Annotated in this window: 16 protein-coding genes; 11 read left to right on the top strand and 5 right to left on the bottom strand. The window is 48.5% G+C overall.

Annotated elements, in window-relative coordinates; all coding sequences use genetic code 11:
• The first annotated feature begins 75 nt into the window (after positions 1-75).
• The 6 genes from AC0LWN_RS16415 (at position 76) to AC0LWN_RS16390 (ending at position 5,076) form a co-directional block, all read left to right on the top strand.
• Positions 76-999, top strand: coding sequence for an ABC transporter ATP-binding protein (locus AC0LWN_RS16415; protein WP_474667080.1), 924 nt, complete (start codon positions 76-78; stop codon positions 997-999).
• Positions 992-1,753 carry an ABC transporter permease gene (locus AC0LWN_RS16410; protein WP_474667078.1) on the top strand — a complete coding sequence of 254 codons (762 nt, stop codon included), beginning with the start codon at positions 992-994 and terminating at the stop codon, positions 1,751-1,753. The genes AC0LWN_RS16415 and AC0LWN_RS16410 overlap by 8 nt, the downstream gene beginning before the upstream one ends.
• A 22-nt stretch (positions 1,754-1,775) precedes the next feature.
• Positions 1,776-2,672 carry a sensor histidine kinase gene (locus AC0LWN_RS16405; protein WP_474667076.1) on the top strand — a complete coding sequence of 299 codons (897 nt, stop codon included), beginning with the start codon at positions 1,776-1,778 and terminating at the stop codon, positions 2,670-2,672.
• A gap of 92 nt (positions 2,673-2,764) precedes the next feature.
• Positions 2,765-3,730: an MBL fold metallo-hydrolase gene (locus AC0LWN_RS16400; RefSeq protein ID WP_474667074.1), complete on the top strand. Its 966-nt coding sequence runs from the start codon at positions 2,765-2,767 to the stop codon at positions 3,728-3,730.
• A 25-nt stretch (positions 3,731-3,755) separates the two neighbouring features.
• Entirely contained in the window at positions 3,756-4,202 is a 447-nt protein-coding gene (locus tag AC0LWN_RS16395) for a MarR family winged helix-turn-helix transcriptional regulator (RefSeq protein ID WP_474667072.1), read from the top strand.
• A gap of 55 nt (positions 4,203-4,257) precedes the next feature.
• Positions 4,258-5,076 carry an alpha/beta fold hydrolase gene (locus AC0LWN_RS16390; RefSeq protein ID WP_474667070.1) on the top strand — a complete coding sequence of 273 codons (819 nt, stop codon included), beginning with the start codon at positions 4,258-4,260 and terminating at the stop codon, positions 5,074-5,076.
• Between the two features lie 105 nt (positions 5,077-5,181).
• Here AC0LWN_RS16390 and AC0LWN_RS16385 read toward each other — a convergent pair whose 3' ends face one another.
• Positions 5,182-5,775 carry a TetR/AcrR family transcriptional regulator gene (locus AC0LWN_RS16385; RefSeq protein WP_474667068.1) on the bottom strand — a complete coding sequence of 198 codons (594 nt, stop codon included), beginning with the start codon at positions 5,773-5,775 and terminating at the stop codon, positions 5,182-5,184.
• Between the two features lie 152 nt (positions 5,776-5,927).
• Between AC0LWN_RS16385 and AC0LWN_RS16380 the strand changes: the two genes are divergently transcribed.
• The 5 genes from AC0LWN_RS16380 (at position 5,928) to AC0LWN_RS16360 (ending at position 12,697) form a co-directional block, all read left to right on the top strand.
• A complete protein-coding gene (locus tag AC0LWN_RS16380) occupies positions 5,928-6,788 on the top strand; it encodes an alpha/beta fold hydrolase (RefSeq protein WP_458967548.1) in 861 nt (286 codons plus the stop codon).
• A 351-nt stretch (positions 6,789-7,139) separates the two neighbouring features.
• Positions 7,140-7,655, top strand: coding sequence for a GNAT family N-acetyltransferase (locus AC0LWN_RS16375; protein WP_474667066.1), 516 nt, complete (start codon positions 7,140-7,142; stop codon positions 7,653-7,655).
• Between the two features lie 83 nt (positions 7,656-7,738).
• Entirely contained in the window at positions 7,739-8,470 is a 732-nt protein-coding gene (locus AC0LWN_RS16370) for a ZIP family metal transporter (protein ID WP_474667064.1), read from the top strand.
• 85 nt (positions 8,471-8,555) lie between these two features.
• A complete protein-coding gene (locus tag AC0LWN_RS16365) occupies positions 8,556-9,989 on the top strand; it encodes an O-antigen ligase family protein (RefSeq protein WP_474667062.1) in 1,434 nt (477 codons plus the stop codon).
• Positions 9,990-10,039: 50 nt separating this feature from the next.
• Positions 10,040-12,697, top strand: coding sequence for an S-layer homology domain-containing protein (locus AC0LWN_RS16360; RefSeq protein ID WP_474667060.1), 2,658 nt, complete (start codon positions 10,040-10,042; stop codon positions 12,695-12,697).
• A gap of 90 nt (positions 12,698-12,787) precedes the next feature.
• On the opposite strand, the gene AC0LWN_RS16355 is transcribed toward AC0LWN_RS16360, so the two are convergent.
• The 4 genes from AC0LWN_RS16355 to AC0LWN_RS16340 form a co-directional block, all read right to left on the bottom strand.
• Complete coding sequence (locus AC0LWN_RS16355; protein ID WP_474667058.1) at positions 12,788-13,696, bottom strand: aldo/keto reductase; 909 nt, start codon at positions 13,694-13,696, stop codon at positions 12,788-12,790.
• 325 nt (positions 13,697-14,021) lie between these two features.
• Entirely contained in the window at positions 14,022-14,798 is a 777-nt protein-coding gene (locus AC0LWN_RS16350) for an alpha/beta hydrolase (RefSeq protein ID WP_474667056.1), read from the bottom strand.
• A gap of 334 nt (positions 14,799-15,132) precedes the next feature.
• Positions 15,133-16,122, bottom strand: coding sequence for an aldo/keto reductase (locus AC0LWN_RS16345; RefSeq protein ID WP_474667054.1), 990 nt, complete (start codon positions 16,120-16,122; stop codon positions 15,133-15,135).
• Positions 16,123-16,252: 130 nt separating this feature from the next.
• Positions 16,253-17,101: an AraC family transcriptional regulator gene (locus AC0LWN_RS16340; protein ID WP_474667052.1), complete on the bottom strand. Its 849-nt coding sequence runs from the start codon at positions 17,099-17,101 to the stop codon at positions 16,253-16,255.
• Positions 17,102-17,145 lie beyond the last annotated feature (44 nt).

Below are 17,145 nucleotides of genomic sequence, written 5' to 3'. Positions count from 1 at the left end.
TAAGAAATGGCTTTAGCCCTTCTTAAGTTTTCGTTTCTATACTTGGTCTATCACATAAGGGAGGCCAAGACTACGATGAGTGAATATGTATTACAAACGAATCAATTGTCTAAGAAGTTCAAAGGCAGCGTAGCGCTGGATAAAGTGAATTTGTCTATCCGCAAAGGCTCCATATATGGCTTTATTGGGCAGAATGGAGCCGGGAAATCGACGCTGATGCGCATCGTTACCGGACTTGCTTTTCCGTCCGGCGGAACGATCGAGCTGTTCGGCGCCAGCGACGAGCAGGCGTTGACCCAGGCCCGTAAGCGGATGGGCTTGATTATTGAGAGCCCCTCGCTGTTCCCCCACATGACCGCTGGAGAGAATCTGGAGGTGAACCGGCTCCTCCGGGGTATCCCCGGCAAAGACTGTGTTGCAAGGATGCTGGAATTGGTCGGACTGCAGGGAACAGGCAGGAAGAAAGTGAAGAATTTCTCGCTTGGAATGAAGCAGCGGCTGGGTCTGGCGATCGCTTTGCTGGGCGATCCGGAATTTCTGATTCTGGACGAGCCGACCAACGGGCTCGATCCGATGAGCGTCATCGAGATGCGCGAGCTGCTCAAGCAGCTCAACCACGAACGGGGGATAACGATTCTGATCTCCAGCCACATTCTGAGCGAGCTGCATTTGCTGGCAAGCCATTACGGCATCATTCATCAGGGCAGGTTGCTGGAGCAGCTCACTGCACAGGAATTGAACGATAAATGCCAGCAATACGTGTATATAAAAGCGGATAATCCAGACAAGGCGGCAACGGTTATTCAGAACAAATTGGGTACCAACGATTTCGAAGTGATGCCGGATGGCGCCATCAAGCTGTATGGCTGCATCGAACAGCCAGGCAAGGTATCGTCGGCGCTATTCTCCGCAGGACTGGAAATTGAGCAGTTCATGCCGATGGGCGAAGACCTGGAGAGCTATTTCATGAAGCGGATCGGGGGTGCCGGGCATGTATAATCTGATCAGATCCGAGCTGTTCAAGCTGCGCAAGGACAGGTCATTCCGGGTACTGCTGCTCGTAACCGCCGTTCTTTCACTGGCGTATCCACTGCTCTACTATTTTGACAATAGGTCGAATGGAAATCCGCAGTTCACAGGAGCCGAGTTTCTGATCAGATTTATTGCTGGCAATGCCTATCTGATCAAATTCGGCGTAGCAGCACTGGCCGGATTCTTCATCGCCAGCGAATATTCAACAGGTGTTATGAAGACGATCGCATCGTCGGGCAACGATAGAGGACGGCTGTTCATCGCGAAGCTCATCGGATTCTCGGTCGGAGCCATGGCGCTCTCTCTAGTATTTCCGATCGTAAGCACGACCGAAGTTTCGCTGCTTGCAGGTTTCGGTCATCTGCCGGAGGGCGTTGACACGTTGTTCATACCGCGGACCCTCGGACTAACACTGCTGTACACTTCGGGCTACGCGGCGATCGGGGCGCTGTTCACCGCTGTGTTCACTGAAAGCGGCAAGACGATCGGCTTCTCAATGATTTTCTTCCTAATGATTGATACAATTTTGGGGGGCTTGGGTGAGTACGTACCATTCTTTACTACGGTAAACGATTATTCTATCTTCAAACTGCTGGGCGATATCGGCAAGGCCAGTATCGACAGCGGCGATCTGCCAGCGCTCCTGCTCGTACCATTGCTGACGATTGTCGTAGCCGCACTGCTCGGGATTCTCGTGTTCCGCAGAAAGGAAATTAAATAATAATGAGAGGGGCGGAGGAGACTTGCTTATCATAACGCTCATATCGGTTACGGTGGCGGCTCTCCTGCTAGCCCATCTGCTGCTGATGAGGCGGGAGCTGGGGCGGATGACGGAGCAACTGAGCCGTTATAATAAACGGACAACCGGTAAAAAAATAGACGTGACTCTATTCGACCGGCGGCTCGAAGCGCTTGCGGATCAAATTAATCGCCAGTCCGATCTCGTAGTTGACGCTGAGGCCCGCAGAAGACGAACCGAGAATGAGCTGCGGCAGGCGATTGCCAACATTTCCCATGATATCCGCACTCCGCTGACCTCTATATTTGGCTATATACAACTGCTGGAGGATGAGCCTATAACGCCTGAGGAGAAGCTCGAATACCTCGCAATTGTTAAGAATCGCACGAGACGGCTTCAAGCGTTATTGAACGATTTTTTTGAGCTGTCGTTAATCGAATCCTCGGATTATCAGCTTAAGACCGAACGGATCGGAATGAATGTCCTCCTGTCAGACATTCTGGTCGGTTTCTACGATCATTTCAACGAACGGAACATCACGCCGGACATCCGGCTGCCGCAGGACGCCGTGGTTTTATATGCCGACGAATCAGCCGTGCGGAGGGTCGTTGAGAATCTGCTTATCAATACTGCCAAACATGCGGCCGGCCATGTGGAGATTTGCTTCGAACAACGGGGGAAGACAGCCGAATTGAGGATCGTGAACGAAGCGAAGGAATTATCCGACATTGATGTGATGCTGCTATTCGACCGCTTCTATACGGTCGACCGCACCCGATCCGCCCAAGGATCGGGACTTGGTCTTTCCATCGCCAAAAGTCTGATGGACAAGATGAACGGTACGCTGACAGCGGAGCTGCAAGGAGGCAACTTAACGATGACGTGCCGTTGGAAGCTGTGACCATGAGACAGCGAATTAGCCAGAGGAAAATCATTGTCTGCCGCATCAACCAGGCATATAATGTATTTTTATGTAGGAAGGGAGAGGTGACAATGAAAAATAAAATCGAAACATTCAAGGGCTCAAAGCATTTTCGGCTGAATTACGTCGCTGATAGTGTGATTGCAGCGGTTGCGGTTCCAGGTACCGGTTCTTTGGGAAATGCAGCAATCATTGATCTAGGTGATATAACTCTTGTTGTGGATACATTCTCTACAATACAGGCGGCAGAGGATTTGAAAGCAGCTGCTGAGTACCTCACGGGAAACCCGGTATCCTACGTAATCAACACGCATTGGCACAGTGACCATACATTTGGAAATCAAGTGTTTACCCCTGCGGCTCAGATTATTTCTACATCAGCTACCCGTGAGATTATGGATACCTTTGCTAGAGACAGGTTAGCCCAATATAAGTCAAAACCGGAACAGTTATATCAGGCTATTGATGAACTCGAAGAGAAAATACAACAAGAGACGGATGAAAAGCTAAAAAGGGAAATGGCCTGGGAAAATGCCAGTGACCGTGAGTTTATGCAGATGCTCCCTAGTCTGGTGCATACGCTGCCGACGATAACTTTTGATCAGCAGATGACCATTCATGGCAGCAAACGCAGCGTGCAGCTCATTACATTTGGCGGGGGTCACACGCAAAGCGATGCATTCGTGTACATTCCCGAAGACAAAGTTGTCGTAATAGGGGATCTGGTGCTCTCTAAGCATCACCCGGTTTTGACGTATGCCAATCCTCAGGAATGGCTGAATATTTTGGAGCAAGTCGAACTGCTGGATGTAGAAACTATCGTACCAGGGCATGGCGACGTGTGCTCATTGCAGGAGCTTCACGAAGTGAAAGGCTACATAACCGATATAATGGCGATAGTGGCCGAAACCGTTCAAAGTAAGAAAAGCATTGATGAAATCTCAGTACCGAAGTTGTATCATGACTGGTACTTTACTGCATATTTTAAAACAAATTTGAGTAAAGTTTATGATATGATCACTAAATCAGAGGATTAACGAAGAGTGCGGAGTTGAAATTAGTTTGACATCAAACTATAATGGGATTATGAAAACAAGAGATGCGATATCATTGATATCAAAGATTAGAGAAAAGGTAAACCGGCTTTTTGTAGAAGAGATGTCCACAAACGGCATAGATGGAATTGTAACTTCGCATGGGGACATCATATATGCTCTATACAATAAACCAAAAATGAGTATGGCAGAGATTGCTGACAAGATTGGCAGGGATAAGTCCACCATTACAGCCCTTGTAGACAAATTGGTGAAGCTTGGATATGTGGCAAAAGAGAAAGATACCAAGGATACAAGGGTTGTCTATGTAACTTTAACCAGCAAGGGGGATGAATTAAAACCCATATTTGAAGCTATATCTGCAAAGGTTCTGGGTGTTTTTTACATGCATATCTCAGAAAATGAAAAGAAGGAACTGACGAGAATTTTAAATAAGATTTATATGAATTTCTAATTTTTTTAGTTATATAGTTTGATATCAAACTATATCCGATAAGGAGGAACAAACCATGAAGGATTACACAAAAATATTGCCTCAGCATATTGAAAAATATATTGGAGAAAATGATTTATTTTTAGAGGTATTCGAGGTTGAAGCAGGAGCAACTGCAAAAAGACCGCCGCTTCTATTCGTGCATGGCGCTTACACGGGAAGCTGGATGTGGAGCAAGTACATTCCCCATTTTGTAAGTGAGGGGTGGAAATGCTATGTAATGAATATGAGAAGTCATTATAAAAGCAGGGCGATGGACATGACGAAGGTAACCTTCGAGAATTATCTGGAGGACATAAAGGAGGTTATTGCCGAGTGCAATGAACCTCCAATAGTCATCGCGTTCAGCATGGGGGGAATACTTAGTCAAAAGCTGGCTGAGACAGTTAAGCTCGCCGGGCTGGTATTAATTGATACCAGTATAAGCAAGGAAGTAAATGAAATCGCGCCATATAAAGAAACAGTTGAAATTACATCGTCAACCATTTTGCCAGCTCCAGAACGTGAAGAACATTCAAGTATTGATGAATCAGCGGATGACATTGCTTTTCAAAAAAAGTATCTGTCTATGGAATCATTAAAAGCCATTCGCGCTTGTGGTTGTTGGCTCAGAGGAACAAAGGGAATTTCTATAAATGGCTGCTTGATTACTTGCCCATGCCTGGTTATTAAAGCAATATTGGAAGAGGAGGATGAAAAAAGAGGCAAGGCGACCGCAGAACAATTCAATGCTGAATATACAGGACTTTTGAACACAACCCATACTGGCTTGCTTGTAGGACAAAGGTATATTGAGGCAGTAGATAGAATAAAGGACTGGTTAAAACGGTTATAAAAATTCAAAGAAAGACCATTCATACCCAAGGATGGTCTTTCTTTAGTACTTGCCTATTCAGCCAGCGCGCTGATGGATTTCTGCTCTTGTAGTACTCATGAGAGCTCATTTCAACAAGGTTCTCATAAGAATTTCCTTGGTTGGAATCTGAAATTTGTCTCCGAACATGAGCTTGAAAGAGGCTATGCCTTGTGTAGCAGAAATGAATGTTGCTGCCAATTGGAACGCATCTCCGTCTACACACTCCCCTGAACCTTGCCCCTCCTGTACAATTAAAGCTAAGTTTTGTATGGATTGAAGTTTTCTATCCAATAGTTTTTTGTTTTCTTCATCGTTATTTGTTTCAGATAATTGAGAAATTAGAATGAAATAGTAAATGCCATCTTCTTTGTTGACCGCATTCAAGAAGATTTCAGTGAACGCTTTGAGCTTCTCTCCGGCACCCACATTCATTCTATTGAGTTCTTCTGCAACGTGAGCAGATTTATCCATAGCTTCATTGGTAAGAGCGAGATATAAGTCATCTTTAGATTTATAATAATGGTAGATGAGACCGAGACTTACATTAGCGTTTTTGGCAATCTCTTTAATATTGGTTGCGGCTAACCCTTTCCGTGCGAAAAGATGCAGTCCTGATTGTTTTATTTTTTCTATCGTGACTAGTCTCATCTCGTCAAATTTATCTTTTGTTCTTGGCACAGGAAGACTCCTTTTATTGAATATATATTCAATCATAATTTTATTGCATCAGTTTGTAAATGTTTATGTTGACTGTCAGATTTTTCAGGATTATTATTGAATTAAATTTCAATCAAAAAAAACTTCAATGTAACTTAGAAGGAGGATTGCTTATGTCAAGTGTCACAAAAAAGATGAAGCAACTTGGTTCATTTACTCATTCAAACGTTGTTTCGCATGATGGGACTAAGATAGGATTTCAAAGTATTGGGCAAGGTCCGGGTGTCTTAATCATTCCTGGGGCACTGAGTACTTCAGATGATTTTACCAATATAGCTTATGAGCTATCGGAGGCATTGACCCTCCATATCATAGATCGACGAGGACGTGGCAGGAGCGGTCAGCAAGGATCAGATTACTCGATAGTCAAAGAGTGTGAGGATATTAAGGTCGTCCAAGAAGTGACAGGCGCGACTAACATTTTTGGGCACAGTTTTGGCGGACTTGCAGCTTTAGAGTTTGCGAGCACAAATTCATCGTTTAAGAAGGTTGCTGTCTACGAGCCTGGGGTTTCAATTGAATCGAAGCCTAAGGAGTGGGAATGGATCCATGAATATGAGGAAGCTTTGAAAGCAAAGGATTCCAGAGGAGCATTTACTAGCTTTGTACGAGGTGCAGGGCATACTCCTCTAAAAAATTTTCCGAATTGGTATGCAAAATTTATTCTGCGATTGGTGATCCGTGGACAAAAATGGGAGAGGATTGAGCGGTTGTTACCCGCTTGTTTAAATGAACATAAGGAGGTAAGACGGTTGGAGTCGACTTACTCCAAATATGAATCGATCGACGCAAAAGTGTTGTTGATGGAAGGTGGAAAAAGCCCGCAAGCAGTGCATCAAATGATTCGAGTATTGGAGCAGACGATCTTGCACGTTCAATCCCGGGTTTTTCCCAAACTTGATCATCTTGCACCTGAGAATAGGCATGCTCCTCAAGAAATTGCACAGTTACTGAAGGAGTTTTTTCTTGAATAAACGTTCTCATAGAACCACAATTCTAGAACGATGAGTTGGGCTTGGATTCACCAGACCTGTGCCCTTCTTGTGGGCTGAATGAAACGCGCCTTACTGGGATGAAATTTCCCAATGGGCCCTTTTTGACCAAAGTTTCATGAAACCAGCTATTATAGAGGATATAGATATACTGGAGAAACAGTTGGATTTGCTGATGGAAATGGATATTAATTATTATAAGAGTGAATTCACAAGAATTGTCCTCCTCATTGAATAAAATTTGGAATAGATAAGACCAGTATACAGGGTAACCCGGTATAATGTTAGCAGACACAATATTTCCAAAAGAATCCTGGGAGGAGGCACGGACCTATGTACATAAGAACGCTGACTACCGCCGACGCGGAGATCTACCGGGAGATCCGGCTGCTGTCGCTGCGGAAATCCCCGGAAGCTTTTCTCAGCTCCTATGAATCGGAGTCGAAGCTATCCATAGTTACCACTAGAATCAGGCTGGAGCCGTCGGACGATCGTTTCACGCTGGGCGCATTCGACGATAAGGAGAAGCTTGTGGGCATGGTAACCTTTTTCCGCGAGAGCAGGCCCAAAATCAATCACAAAGCCCATGTATATTCCGTATTCATTCATCCCGATGCCCGGAAGCAGGGGCTGGGCCGTTCGTTGATGCTGGAGCTGATTAGCCGGGCCAAGGCGATGCCGGGGCTGGAAATCCTTACTCTAACCTTAACCTCCACCAATCTTCCCGCCAAAAAACTGTACGAATCGCTCGGTTTCATCTGTTATGGAACGGAGCCGAAGGCAATGAAGCTAGGGGAGCAATATCTGGACGAGGACCTGATGTCTTTGGAACTGTTGCCGCAGCACTAGGGGATGGAAAATACAGACATAATTGCCGCTCCCGCAAGCATAAGCTTGGTCTATACGACCTGTCCGCAAAAGGGGTTGAAGACTTGGCAACTGCGCTTCTGGGGAGCTTTTTATCTGCTATGGCTACGGTGCTTGGAGTGGTTCCTATTCTGTTTGTCAGAAGGTTATCCGAGCTCTGGAAGGATGTGCTGGTCGCCTTCACCGCCGGAATTATGGTATCCGCGTCCACCTTCGGCTTAATGCCGCAGGCAATTAAGGAATCGGGAATCATCGGGCTAACCCTTGGGCTGATTACCGGTGTGCTGCTGCTTGATCTGATCGAGAATAATATCCCGCATATTGATGTCGAGAATAAACCGGGCTACACCAACATGGATTCCAAAGCGCTGCTTGTGCTGATCGCACTGTTCATTCACAACATTCCCGAAGGGCTTAGTACAGGCTTCAGCTATGCCAGCGAGCAGACGAGCCTCGGGCCTATGGTGGCGATTGCCATCGGAGCACAAAATATGCCGGAAGGCCTCATTCTGGCCGTCTTTCTGATGAACTCCCAGGCTACACGGCGAAAAGCGCTGTCTATGGCTGCGCTAACCGGCCTTATGGAGATGGTGTCGGCGGGGATTGGTTATTTTACAGCCAGCTATGTGCAAAATGTGGTCGGTTACGGTCTGGCCTTTGCCGCAGGCGCGATGCTCTTCATCGTCTACAAGGAGCTGATCCCGGAAAGCCACGGACACGGTTATGAACGCCCCTCAACGTATTCATTTATCTTCGGCCTGCTGGCGATGGTGTATATTACTCAGGTTTTTGGGTGAGGTCCTGGGAGGAATTCCGTCAGGGTTTGTCGAAAACTTCCTTATTATGAAGAAAAATATACCAAACAACAAACCTGCGGAACGAATGTCTTATTATATCTTGCTTGTGTATATATTTGCCGGAGCGCTTGGAGCGGGGTATTTCGATACCCGTTCCTTTTTGGCGTTGGATGTTTTGCTGTATACGGCAGGGCTGGTCTTCATATGGCGTTCCGGCCGGATAAGGCTGCTTCCCGTGCATATCTTTTTGCTGATTCTTGTGGCGCTGTATTGGCTCTCTGCTATTTGGGCAGTTGATGTTGAACAAGCGCTGCTGGAAGCAGGAAAAATCTCCTCCCTGCTCCCGCTGTCGCTGCTGTTCGCTGGATTGTCCCGGGAGCAGCGGGATCGGGTCTGGTCAGCCTGGGCCTGGTGCGGAACAACCCTTACCCTATGGGGGCTGGCCTTTGGGCTATTCCGGGAAGGCAGGCTGGAATCGACGCTAGGGTACGCGAACAGCTTTGCCGTTATTGCTGCGGCAGGAGCTGCAGCAGGCTGGCGCGCTTACAGGCTGTCGGGCCATAAGCGTTATTGGATTGCCTGTGCCATTCAGCTTGGGGGCTTGCTGTTATCCGGCTCCAGAGCGGTGCTGGTTCTCGCGGTGATCGGGATGGTCATTTATCTTTTCATCAATAAGAAGGAGAAAAAGGCGGTAACATTGTGGACCTTGGCAGTGGCGGTTTTATTGGTAGTTACAGTTGCCCTTGCTGTGCTAAATGGAGGTGCCGTGTTACGCGGAATTGCCTGGAATGCGCCAGAATTTGCGCTGCGCCGTGTCTATTGGAGCGATGCTTTTCATTTATGGCTGAAGCATTGGCTGCTGGGTGTTGGCGGAGGAGGGTGGGCTGTGCTGTATCCTTCAGTATTTGTGAAGTATACACATCAGCAGGTTTTGCAGGTGGCTTTGGATACAGGGATTTTTGGGGTCCTAAGCTTTATAGGCATGATGATTTGCCCGATTCGTGCAAGCCTGCGCAGAGGACGGGAAGGCTGGAGCAGTGTGCTGGCCATTGCACTCTTCTTTGCCCACCTTTGTTTTGACATTGATTTGGCTTATCCGCTGGTGTTCGGATTGTTCATTATGCTGCTGACAGGAACGGAGGTAGAGGGCGGTGCAGGCAAAGAATATCGTCTGTCTCGCTCTTTAGTTAGAACTTTGACACTGACGCTGGCGGTTGCCGTAATTGCTTTCACTTGGCTGACCCTAGGTTATATTCGGCTTGAAAATGGAGTGTCGGCGATTGCCAGACAGGACTGGGAACAAGCGGAGCAATCCTTGCAGACGGCGGCAACCTGGATTCCGTGGTCTCATGAGGCCCATTACCAATTAGCTGCTCTTTATTCCGGGATAGCCCAATCTGAAGGAGATGCATCGTATATGAAGAAGGCAGTAGAGGAGATGCAGAATGCCTCGAATATGATCCCGGAGAACAGGAGCTACAAGCAGATGTTGAAGCAGTCGGAAAATAGAGGCGAATAATGGGTTTGGAGTTAAAAAATACGTTGTAATATGTTGGAATTCCTCGTATTATGGGGAAGGATTTCCGAATCCTATACATCTATCTGGGGGGAATTATTCTGCATAACATTTTACGCAAAATTAGTGCTTCACTGGCAGTCCTCATGCTGCTGGCTTTAAGCGCGCCCGTACTGACCTATGCGGCCAGTATGCTGAAAGTATATTACGATGCATCCACCGGAGAGATTTCGGGAGTGATCTACTCCGATCAGGAAGTCATTGCATTGAATCTGGTTAATCGGAATGATGGCAGCGAAGTTCAAGTACCTTCATCGGTACTTGGCGAGGTGTATTACTCAGATAGTGCCAAGGCTTACTGGTCTAAGGTACACGGTACGATTGCTCAAGGTCTGGCACCCGGCTATGCTAAAGTTGTTGCGAAGATGTATGGAGCGAGTGTAACGGGGAATGTGTATTCGTTCGGGGATGCTCCAGCGGCTCCGAAGATTTATTATACGAACTGGTCCAATCAAACGGATAAGTCTAGCGATATCCATGTTGGCTGGAAAGACTTGGACAGGTTTTCAATTTCATATTACAAGTTTTATAACAATGACCAATTCATCGGAATTACTACGGCTAACGCAATCAAAATCAAAAATCTTCCCGCCCATTCTTTGAATCATTTCAAAGTGTCTGCAGTAGACGTATTTGGCCGGGAATCGGATTTTTCACCTACCTATACAATCCGTACTCCTGGGTTAATGAAGGAAGTGAAGTTCCTCTTTAGTGGAAAGGAACCCGGTTACGCGCTTCAACCAAATGAGGCGCTGGTATCATTTGTTATTACAGGGAATGCTGTAGACCAGCCAGATACATGGGAAGATTTGAGTTTATCTTTACCTGATGTTTATTTGCGTTCTCTTTCTGTCCCGTATACAATAAACCACTCAGAAGTGAGTGCTTCAGATTTTGAATTAATCGATAAGGATGGAACTGTTTTTCCAGTAAGCGACCTCGTTCATTGGAGCAAATATTTTGACTTTCATTTTAAAGCTCCACTAAAAACAGACGAACAATATATCTTGAAACTTACCTCTTCAGCTTCAGGTCATGAGATCAGCTTACCCAATGTTAACTCTCAATATGGACGTGCCTATCTTTATACCAATACCAATAAAAAAGGCGAACCCTATGGTTATGACTATGAATACCGTGAGAATGGCATCGTAACCGGCGATCCATACGCACCTGCTAAGCCCACAGGCTTAAAGGCATCTGGCAACGGCAGTCTGTCTATAACATGGGACAGTAATAAGGAAGCTGACCTCGATGGTTATCTCGTCTGGCTGGATGGCAAACTGCTGACAGACACGCGGATCAAACAAACCAGCTATAATATTAATGGGCTAACCAACGGCAAGAAATATCATGTTAACGTAGCGGCTGTAGACAAGGTGGGCAATCGCTCGTTGCAGGCTTACATCTTTCCAGTGCCTCAGGCTTCTGGAGGGGGGGCGTCACCAGGAGGAGGAGGTAGTGCAGCAGGAGGAGGCGGGGCCTCAGGACCAAGCTTATCGGTCCCTGCTGTGGTAGCGGTTAAATCTCCTGTTAGTGTAGTCGATCAGGCTGGAGCCACGAAGGCCTTAGACATAGTACTCAAAAGTGAGAACGGCAAGGTAACAGTACCTGTGGCCAGCGAGGTTAAGCAGCTCCTGCTGCCTGCAAGCTCTGAAGCAATCAACAAAGACAATGCGCTGGTTGTCTCCAAAGATAATTTGTCTATTGAAATTCCAGGAGGTGATCTGGAGAAGCTTAAGGCTTCTGTGCCAGCAGAGCAACTAAAGGATGCGAAGATTTCCGTCTCCTTTACTCCGCTTAGCAGTGATGATATTGCCAAGGCAACAAGCGGAACTACCGGTAAATCGGTGAATACTGCAATTACCTCCGCTGGTGCGGCCTATGATTTTGGCTTATCACTAATAACGGCAGATGGAAAGGAAACGAAGCTGTCTGAGTTCGATCTTCCGGTCACGTTGAAATTGAAGGTTAACGAAGGTGTTAATACCCCGCTCACTGGTGTTTATTATTTGGATGCACAAGGCGGACTGCAGTACACAGCAGGACAAATGGAGAGCGGCTATCTGAGTGTTCAGACCAGTCATTTCAGCAAATACGCCGTGCTGCAATACAGTAAATCGTTCAGTGACGTTTCCGCTAATTATTGGGCATCCGGTGCCATTCAAGCAATGGTGGCTCAGCAGGTGGTGACAGGGACAAGTGATCTGGCATTCTCTCCCAATCACAAGGTAACACGCGCCGAATTTGCTGCGTTTATTGCCCGCAAGCTGAATCTGAAGGCAGGCACTGCAAGCAGCTTCAGTGATGTTGGAGCGGCCAAATGGTATGCGGATGAGGTTGCTGCAGCTTCTGCGGCCGGTATCGTAACGGGAACCTCCGGTTCTACGTTTGCACCGGACCTGCCTATATCCCGTCAGGAGATGACGGTCATGCTGATCAAAGCTTATCTCTATAAAAATAATAAGACGCTGAGTACAGCAGAGGATTCCAGTGCTTTTGCCGACTATAGCTCCATTTCTAAATGGGCGCGGCCATATGTGGCTTCTGCTCATGAGCTGGGTCTGGTTCAGGGCCGGAGCGGCAATAAGTTCCAGCCTCTGCAGAATGCGACCCGGGCCGAAGCGGTTCAATTGATCTCCAAGCTGTAGAACCAGCAAATCAAGTATTATGAAAAGAGGCTGCTCCTGAACTGTTATAACCTAACAGTTGCAAGGACAGCCTCTTCGTCATGCATATTCTTACCGGTGCTGCGCATACCGGTTGCTCTTGCTGGCAGCACGAACAGCGGCCAGCTCTGCGGGAGAGAGCGGGGCGGCTTCAGCCGCCGCCGCATTCAGCCGGAGCTGCTCCAGACTGCTCGCGCCCGGAATGATGGCGGCAACCGCCGGATTTGCCAGCGGATAATGCAGTGCTGTCTCCGTCAGGGTACGGGAGCCGCTGGTCTGCTGCAGAAGTTGTTCATGCAGATCTGCCAGTTCTTTGCTGCTGTAGCCAAGATACTCCCGGTTAGCCTTACTGGCACCGTGTTCGGTCAGTATGCCGCTTGCCAGCGGTCCCCGGGCAATGACACTGATGCCCTGCTGTTCCAGCAGGGGCAGAATCTCTTCTTCAGGCCGCCGGTCCAGTATGCTGTACTGGCTCATGACACTGACAATATTGGAACGGGAGACGTATTCCCTGATCACATTCGGGCGGATGGAGGAGATGCCGTAATAGCGGATCAGTCCTTCTTGCTTCAGATCTTCGAAGGCTTCGATGGTCTCGTCAATCGGATCTTCGAGCGTACCGCCATGCAGCTGGTACAGGTCGATATAATCCGTCTGTAGCCTGCGCAGGCTCTCTTTTACTGCCGATTTAATATAGGCCTTGGAAGGGTCCCAGATCCAGCCCTCTTGTCCGGGAACTCTACGGTTGCCAACTTTGGTGGCAAGGATAACATCTGTCCGGCGGCGGCGCAGCGACTGCCCGATAATTTCTTCATTCCGCCCGCTATCATAGAGGTCGGCGGTATCCAGAAAGTTGATGCCCCGCTCAAGCGCTTCATGAATAATCGGAATTGCCTTAGCCTCGTCAGTCCCCAGGGACATGCAGCCGAGACCCATAGCACTTACATATAAATCGGAATTTCCTAAACGGTTCTTGTTCATCTGCTTCCCTCCGTCACTTCTGCCCTTTTCATGAACTTTTTAAGCTCATCTTATATAGTTTTGGGTATATTATAGCATTCCCGCAGTAAAAGACGGCAATAGAGCGGCGCTACAGCTTGTTAGCTGTGTGGACTCTATTGCCGTCTTTGCTGGAGATGATCATCAGAACCTGCGGGCGGCCGTAGTCGTTGGCAAGGCCGAAGGGAGTAATATTTACTTAAAGATGCGTTGCGAGAACTGATACAGCCCGCTGCTCCATACTTTTCCTTCGTGTCCGCCTACATCCAAATACCACATGTGGGGGACGTTCATGCTGTTCAAGCTATTATGGAAATTTTGGCTGACCCACAGCAGACGAAGCACCACATGACAGCCACAGCAGCTTCAGCTGGCTGGTAACCTGGGACGGATTGGAGATGAGCTGCGATGCTGACTTCGTATTAGGAGCAGACGAGAACGCGCCAATCCAAGAGAATTTGTCCAGATGGGTCAATCCGAAGTTCAGCGTTTGTCCGCCGCCCATCGACAGGCCGGCCAGCGCGCGATGCTGCCGATCAGTATACACTGGGAAATGGGAGTCAATGTAAGGAATGAGGTCATTGATCAGATCGAACTCAAACTTTTCGAAGGCGGTTACCTTGTCCGGCGCATAAATATCGCCTATCGGACGATCATCCCACATGGCGCGGCCGTTCGGGAATACCACAATCATCGGCTCCAGTTTGTTCTCGGAGTACAGGTTGTCCAGAATATTCTTGGGGTTCATACCATTGAGCCATTCATACTGATCCCCGCCAATACCATGTAGTAAGTAGAGGACGTTATAGGTTTTCGAAGGCGTATAGCCGGGAGGTGTATACACCATCGCGTTCCTTGACTTGCCTACTGTTGTGGAATAATAGGAGATCTGCTGTACGTTCCCGTGCGGAATATTTTGGCGGTAAGCATCATATCCCTGTGGAGCCGGGGTTACCGCGCCGCTGGCAGCCGCAGCAACAGCGCTGCTCTGCTCTTGTGTCTCGGGTGCAGCATAGGACATCGTCGGCACCAGCAGCGCAGCGGCCAAAGCCAGACTTACAATACGAGTTAAACCTTTTATCATTTCTTCTTCTCCTCCTAGATTGGATTTGTGAATTCTCTTGGCCTTGTATCCCCTTTCAAAACTGAGTGAGTTCCCCCTCTCCCGCACTGAAGCACCACACTTGAGAATCAAAGCCGTGCGGTAGTCATGAAATGTAAGCGTATTCAATTTGATAGTACCATATTTAACATATTGTGTAAATAATTCAAAAAAGATAGAGAAAAACAATATGATCCAGATTGCGAATCGGAATTTCCTACTGTCTATGTCCGCAGCAAAAGACGGCAGTAGCGTACCGCTACAGCTTGTTAGCCGTGCGGACGCTATTGCCGTCTTTATCTGTGTATCGTTCAGCTTATCCCCGCAAAATAGTCTCGATTTGCTCCAGCTCGTCCGCGCTGAGCTCCGGTGCGTTCAAGGAAGCCACGGCGTCTTCGATCTGGCTGACCTTGCTCGCGCCGATCAGGGCCGAAGTGACCTTACCCCCGCGAAGCACCCAAGATAGGGCGAGCTGTGACATTTTCTGCCCGCGTGCGGCAGCCAGTTCATTCAGCTTGCTTACCTTGCCGATAACCTCGGGGGTGATCTCCTTCTCGGAGAGGAACACGCTTGGTCCGGCTGCGCGGGAATCAGGGGTGATGCCGTTCAGGTATCGGTCGGTCAGGATGCCTTTTTGCAGCGGGGAGAAGGCGATGGTGCCGATGCCTTCATCAGCCAGCACATCCTGCAGCCCGTCTTCAATCCAGCGTGACATCATGGAATAATTCGGCTGATGAATCAGACAAGGCGTGCCGAGACGGCGTAGAATCTGCGCCGCTTCCCGCGCTTCCTCGGCCTTGTAGTTGGAGATGCCGACATACAGCGCTTTGCCTTGGCGCACAAGCAAATCCAGCGCGGCCATTGTTTCTTCCAGCGGTGTATTCGGGTCCGGGCGGTGATGGTAAAAAATATCCACATAGTCCAGCCCCATCCGCTTCAGGCTCTGGTCGAGACTGGAAACGAGATATTTCTTGGAGCCCCACTCACCGTAAGGGCCCGGCCACATGTAATAGCCGGCTTTACTGGAGATGATCAGCTCGTCGCGGTGGGCGGCGAAGTCTTTTCGGAGAATCTGCCCGAAGTTCTCTTCGGCGGAGCCAGCAGGCGGTCCGTAATTGTTGGCAAGGTCGAAGTGGGTGATGCCCAGATCGAAGGCGCGTCTGACCATAGCGCGGCCGTTCTCGAACACATCATTGCCGCCAAAGTTATGCCAGAGGCCAAGCGAAATCGCCGGCAGGAGCAGGCCGCTGCGGCCGGTACGGTTGTATTTCATATTCGCATAACGTTCAGGATTAGCGTTGTACATTTTTTACCTCCTAGATGAAAGGTTGTAATCACCAAGAGTAATCACGCGAAAGCGCCCGCTGCTTACATCCTGGTTACGCTCTTATTGTAGCGGATGCGCGGCGGCAAACGTATGTCAGCAAGGAAGATTTTTATAGAACAATGTCGTTATTGGCATGGCGGATGCGGTATTCCTTGGGGGAGCAGCCCTTGACCTTCTTGAACATGCGCGAAAAAAGCAGCGGGTCCTGATAGCCGACAGACCGCGAGATTTCACCGATCGTACAGCTCGTTTCCGTTAGCAGTTCGCATGCTTTGGCGATGCGGAAATTAAGCAGATATTGCTGCGGCGGCAGGCCGACGGTCTTTTTGAACAGCGCGGATAAATATTTGCGGTCCAGCTTCAGGGAGGAGGACATCATCTCCACGGTGACATTTTCACAGTAATGGGCATGCAGATAGTGGAGGCATTGCTCGACGTAGATGCTCTTTTGGCGTGGAATAGGGAAGATATCCGCCGCCGCCGGAACCGTGCGCAGCAGCAGACCAAAGAACTCATACATAATTGCTTTCAGCGGAAAATCAAGGCTGTCCGTGTTGTCCGCCGCAAGGGTAAGCCGGTCGTACAGGGTGGGCATGAGCTGATCATCCATCGGGAATATGGGGTGCTCGGGTGTGAGAGAGGTTTTGGACAGCAGGTAACTAATTTCTTCTCCCGTAAAAGCAATCCATGAATACGTCCAGGGCTGATCCGTGTCCGCTGCATAATGGGTGACGATATGAGGATAAGTCAGGAAGGCCTGTCCAGGCTGTAAAATGTGGGTTTCTTCGCCGACAGCCACTTTGCCGGTTCCTTCGTGAATAAAGTGGATTTTGTAGATGTCGCGCACGCCGGGGCCAACGCTGTGTCCGGGAGCGCACTGCTCGCGTCCCCAATAATGCAGATGCAGATCGGGATTGCCCCGGAAGGGGCGTTCTGAATTATATTTGAATATGGCCATGCTTCAGCCTCTTTTCGGTATAAGGTTGTTCTTGGCAAGATGCG

The organism is Paenibacillus sp. sgz302115 (assembly GCF_056120445.1).
This window is presented reverse-complemented; position numbering and strand designations above follow the sequence as displayed.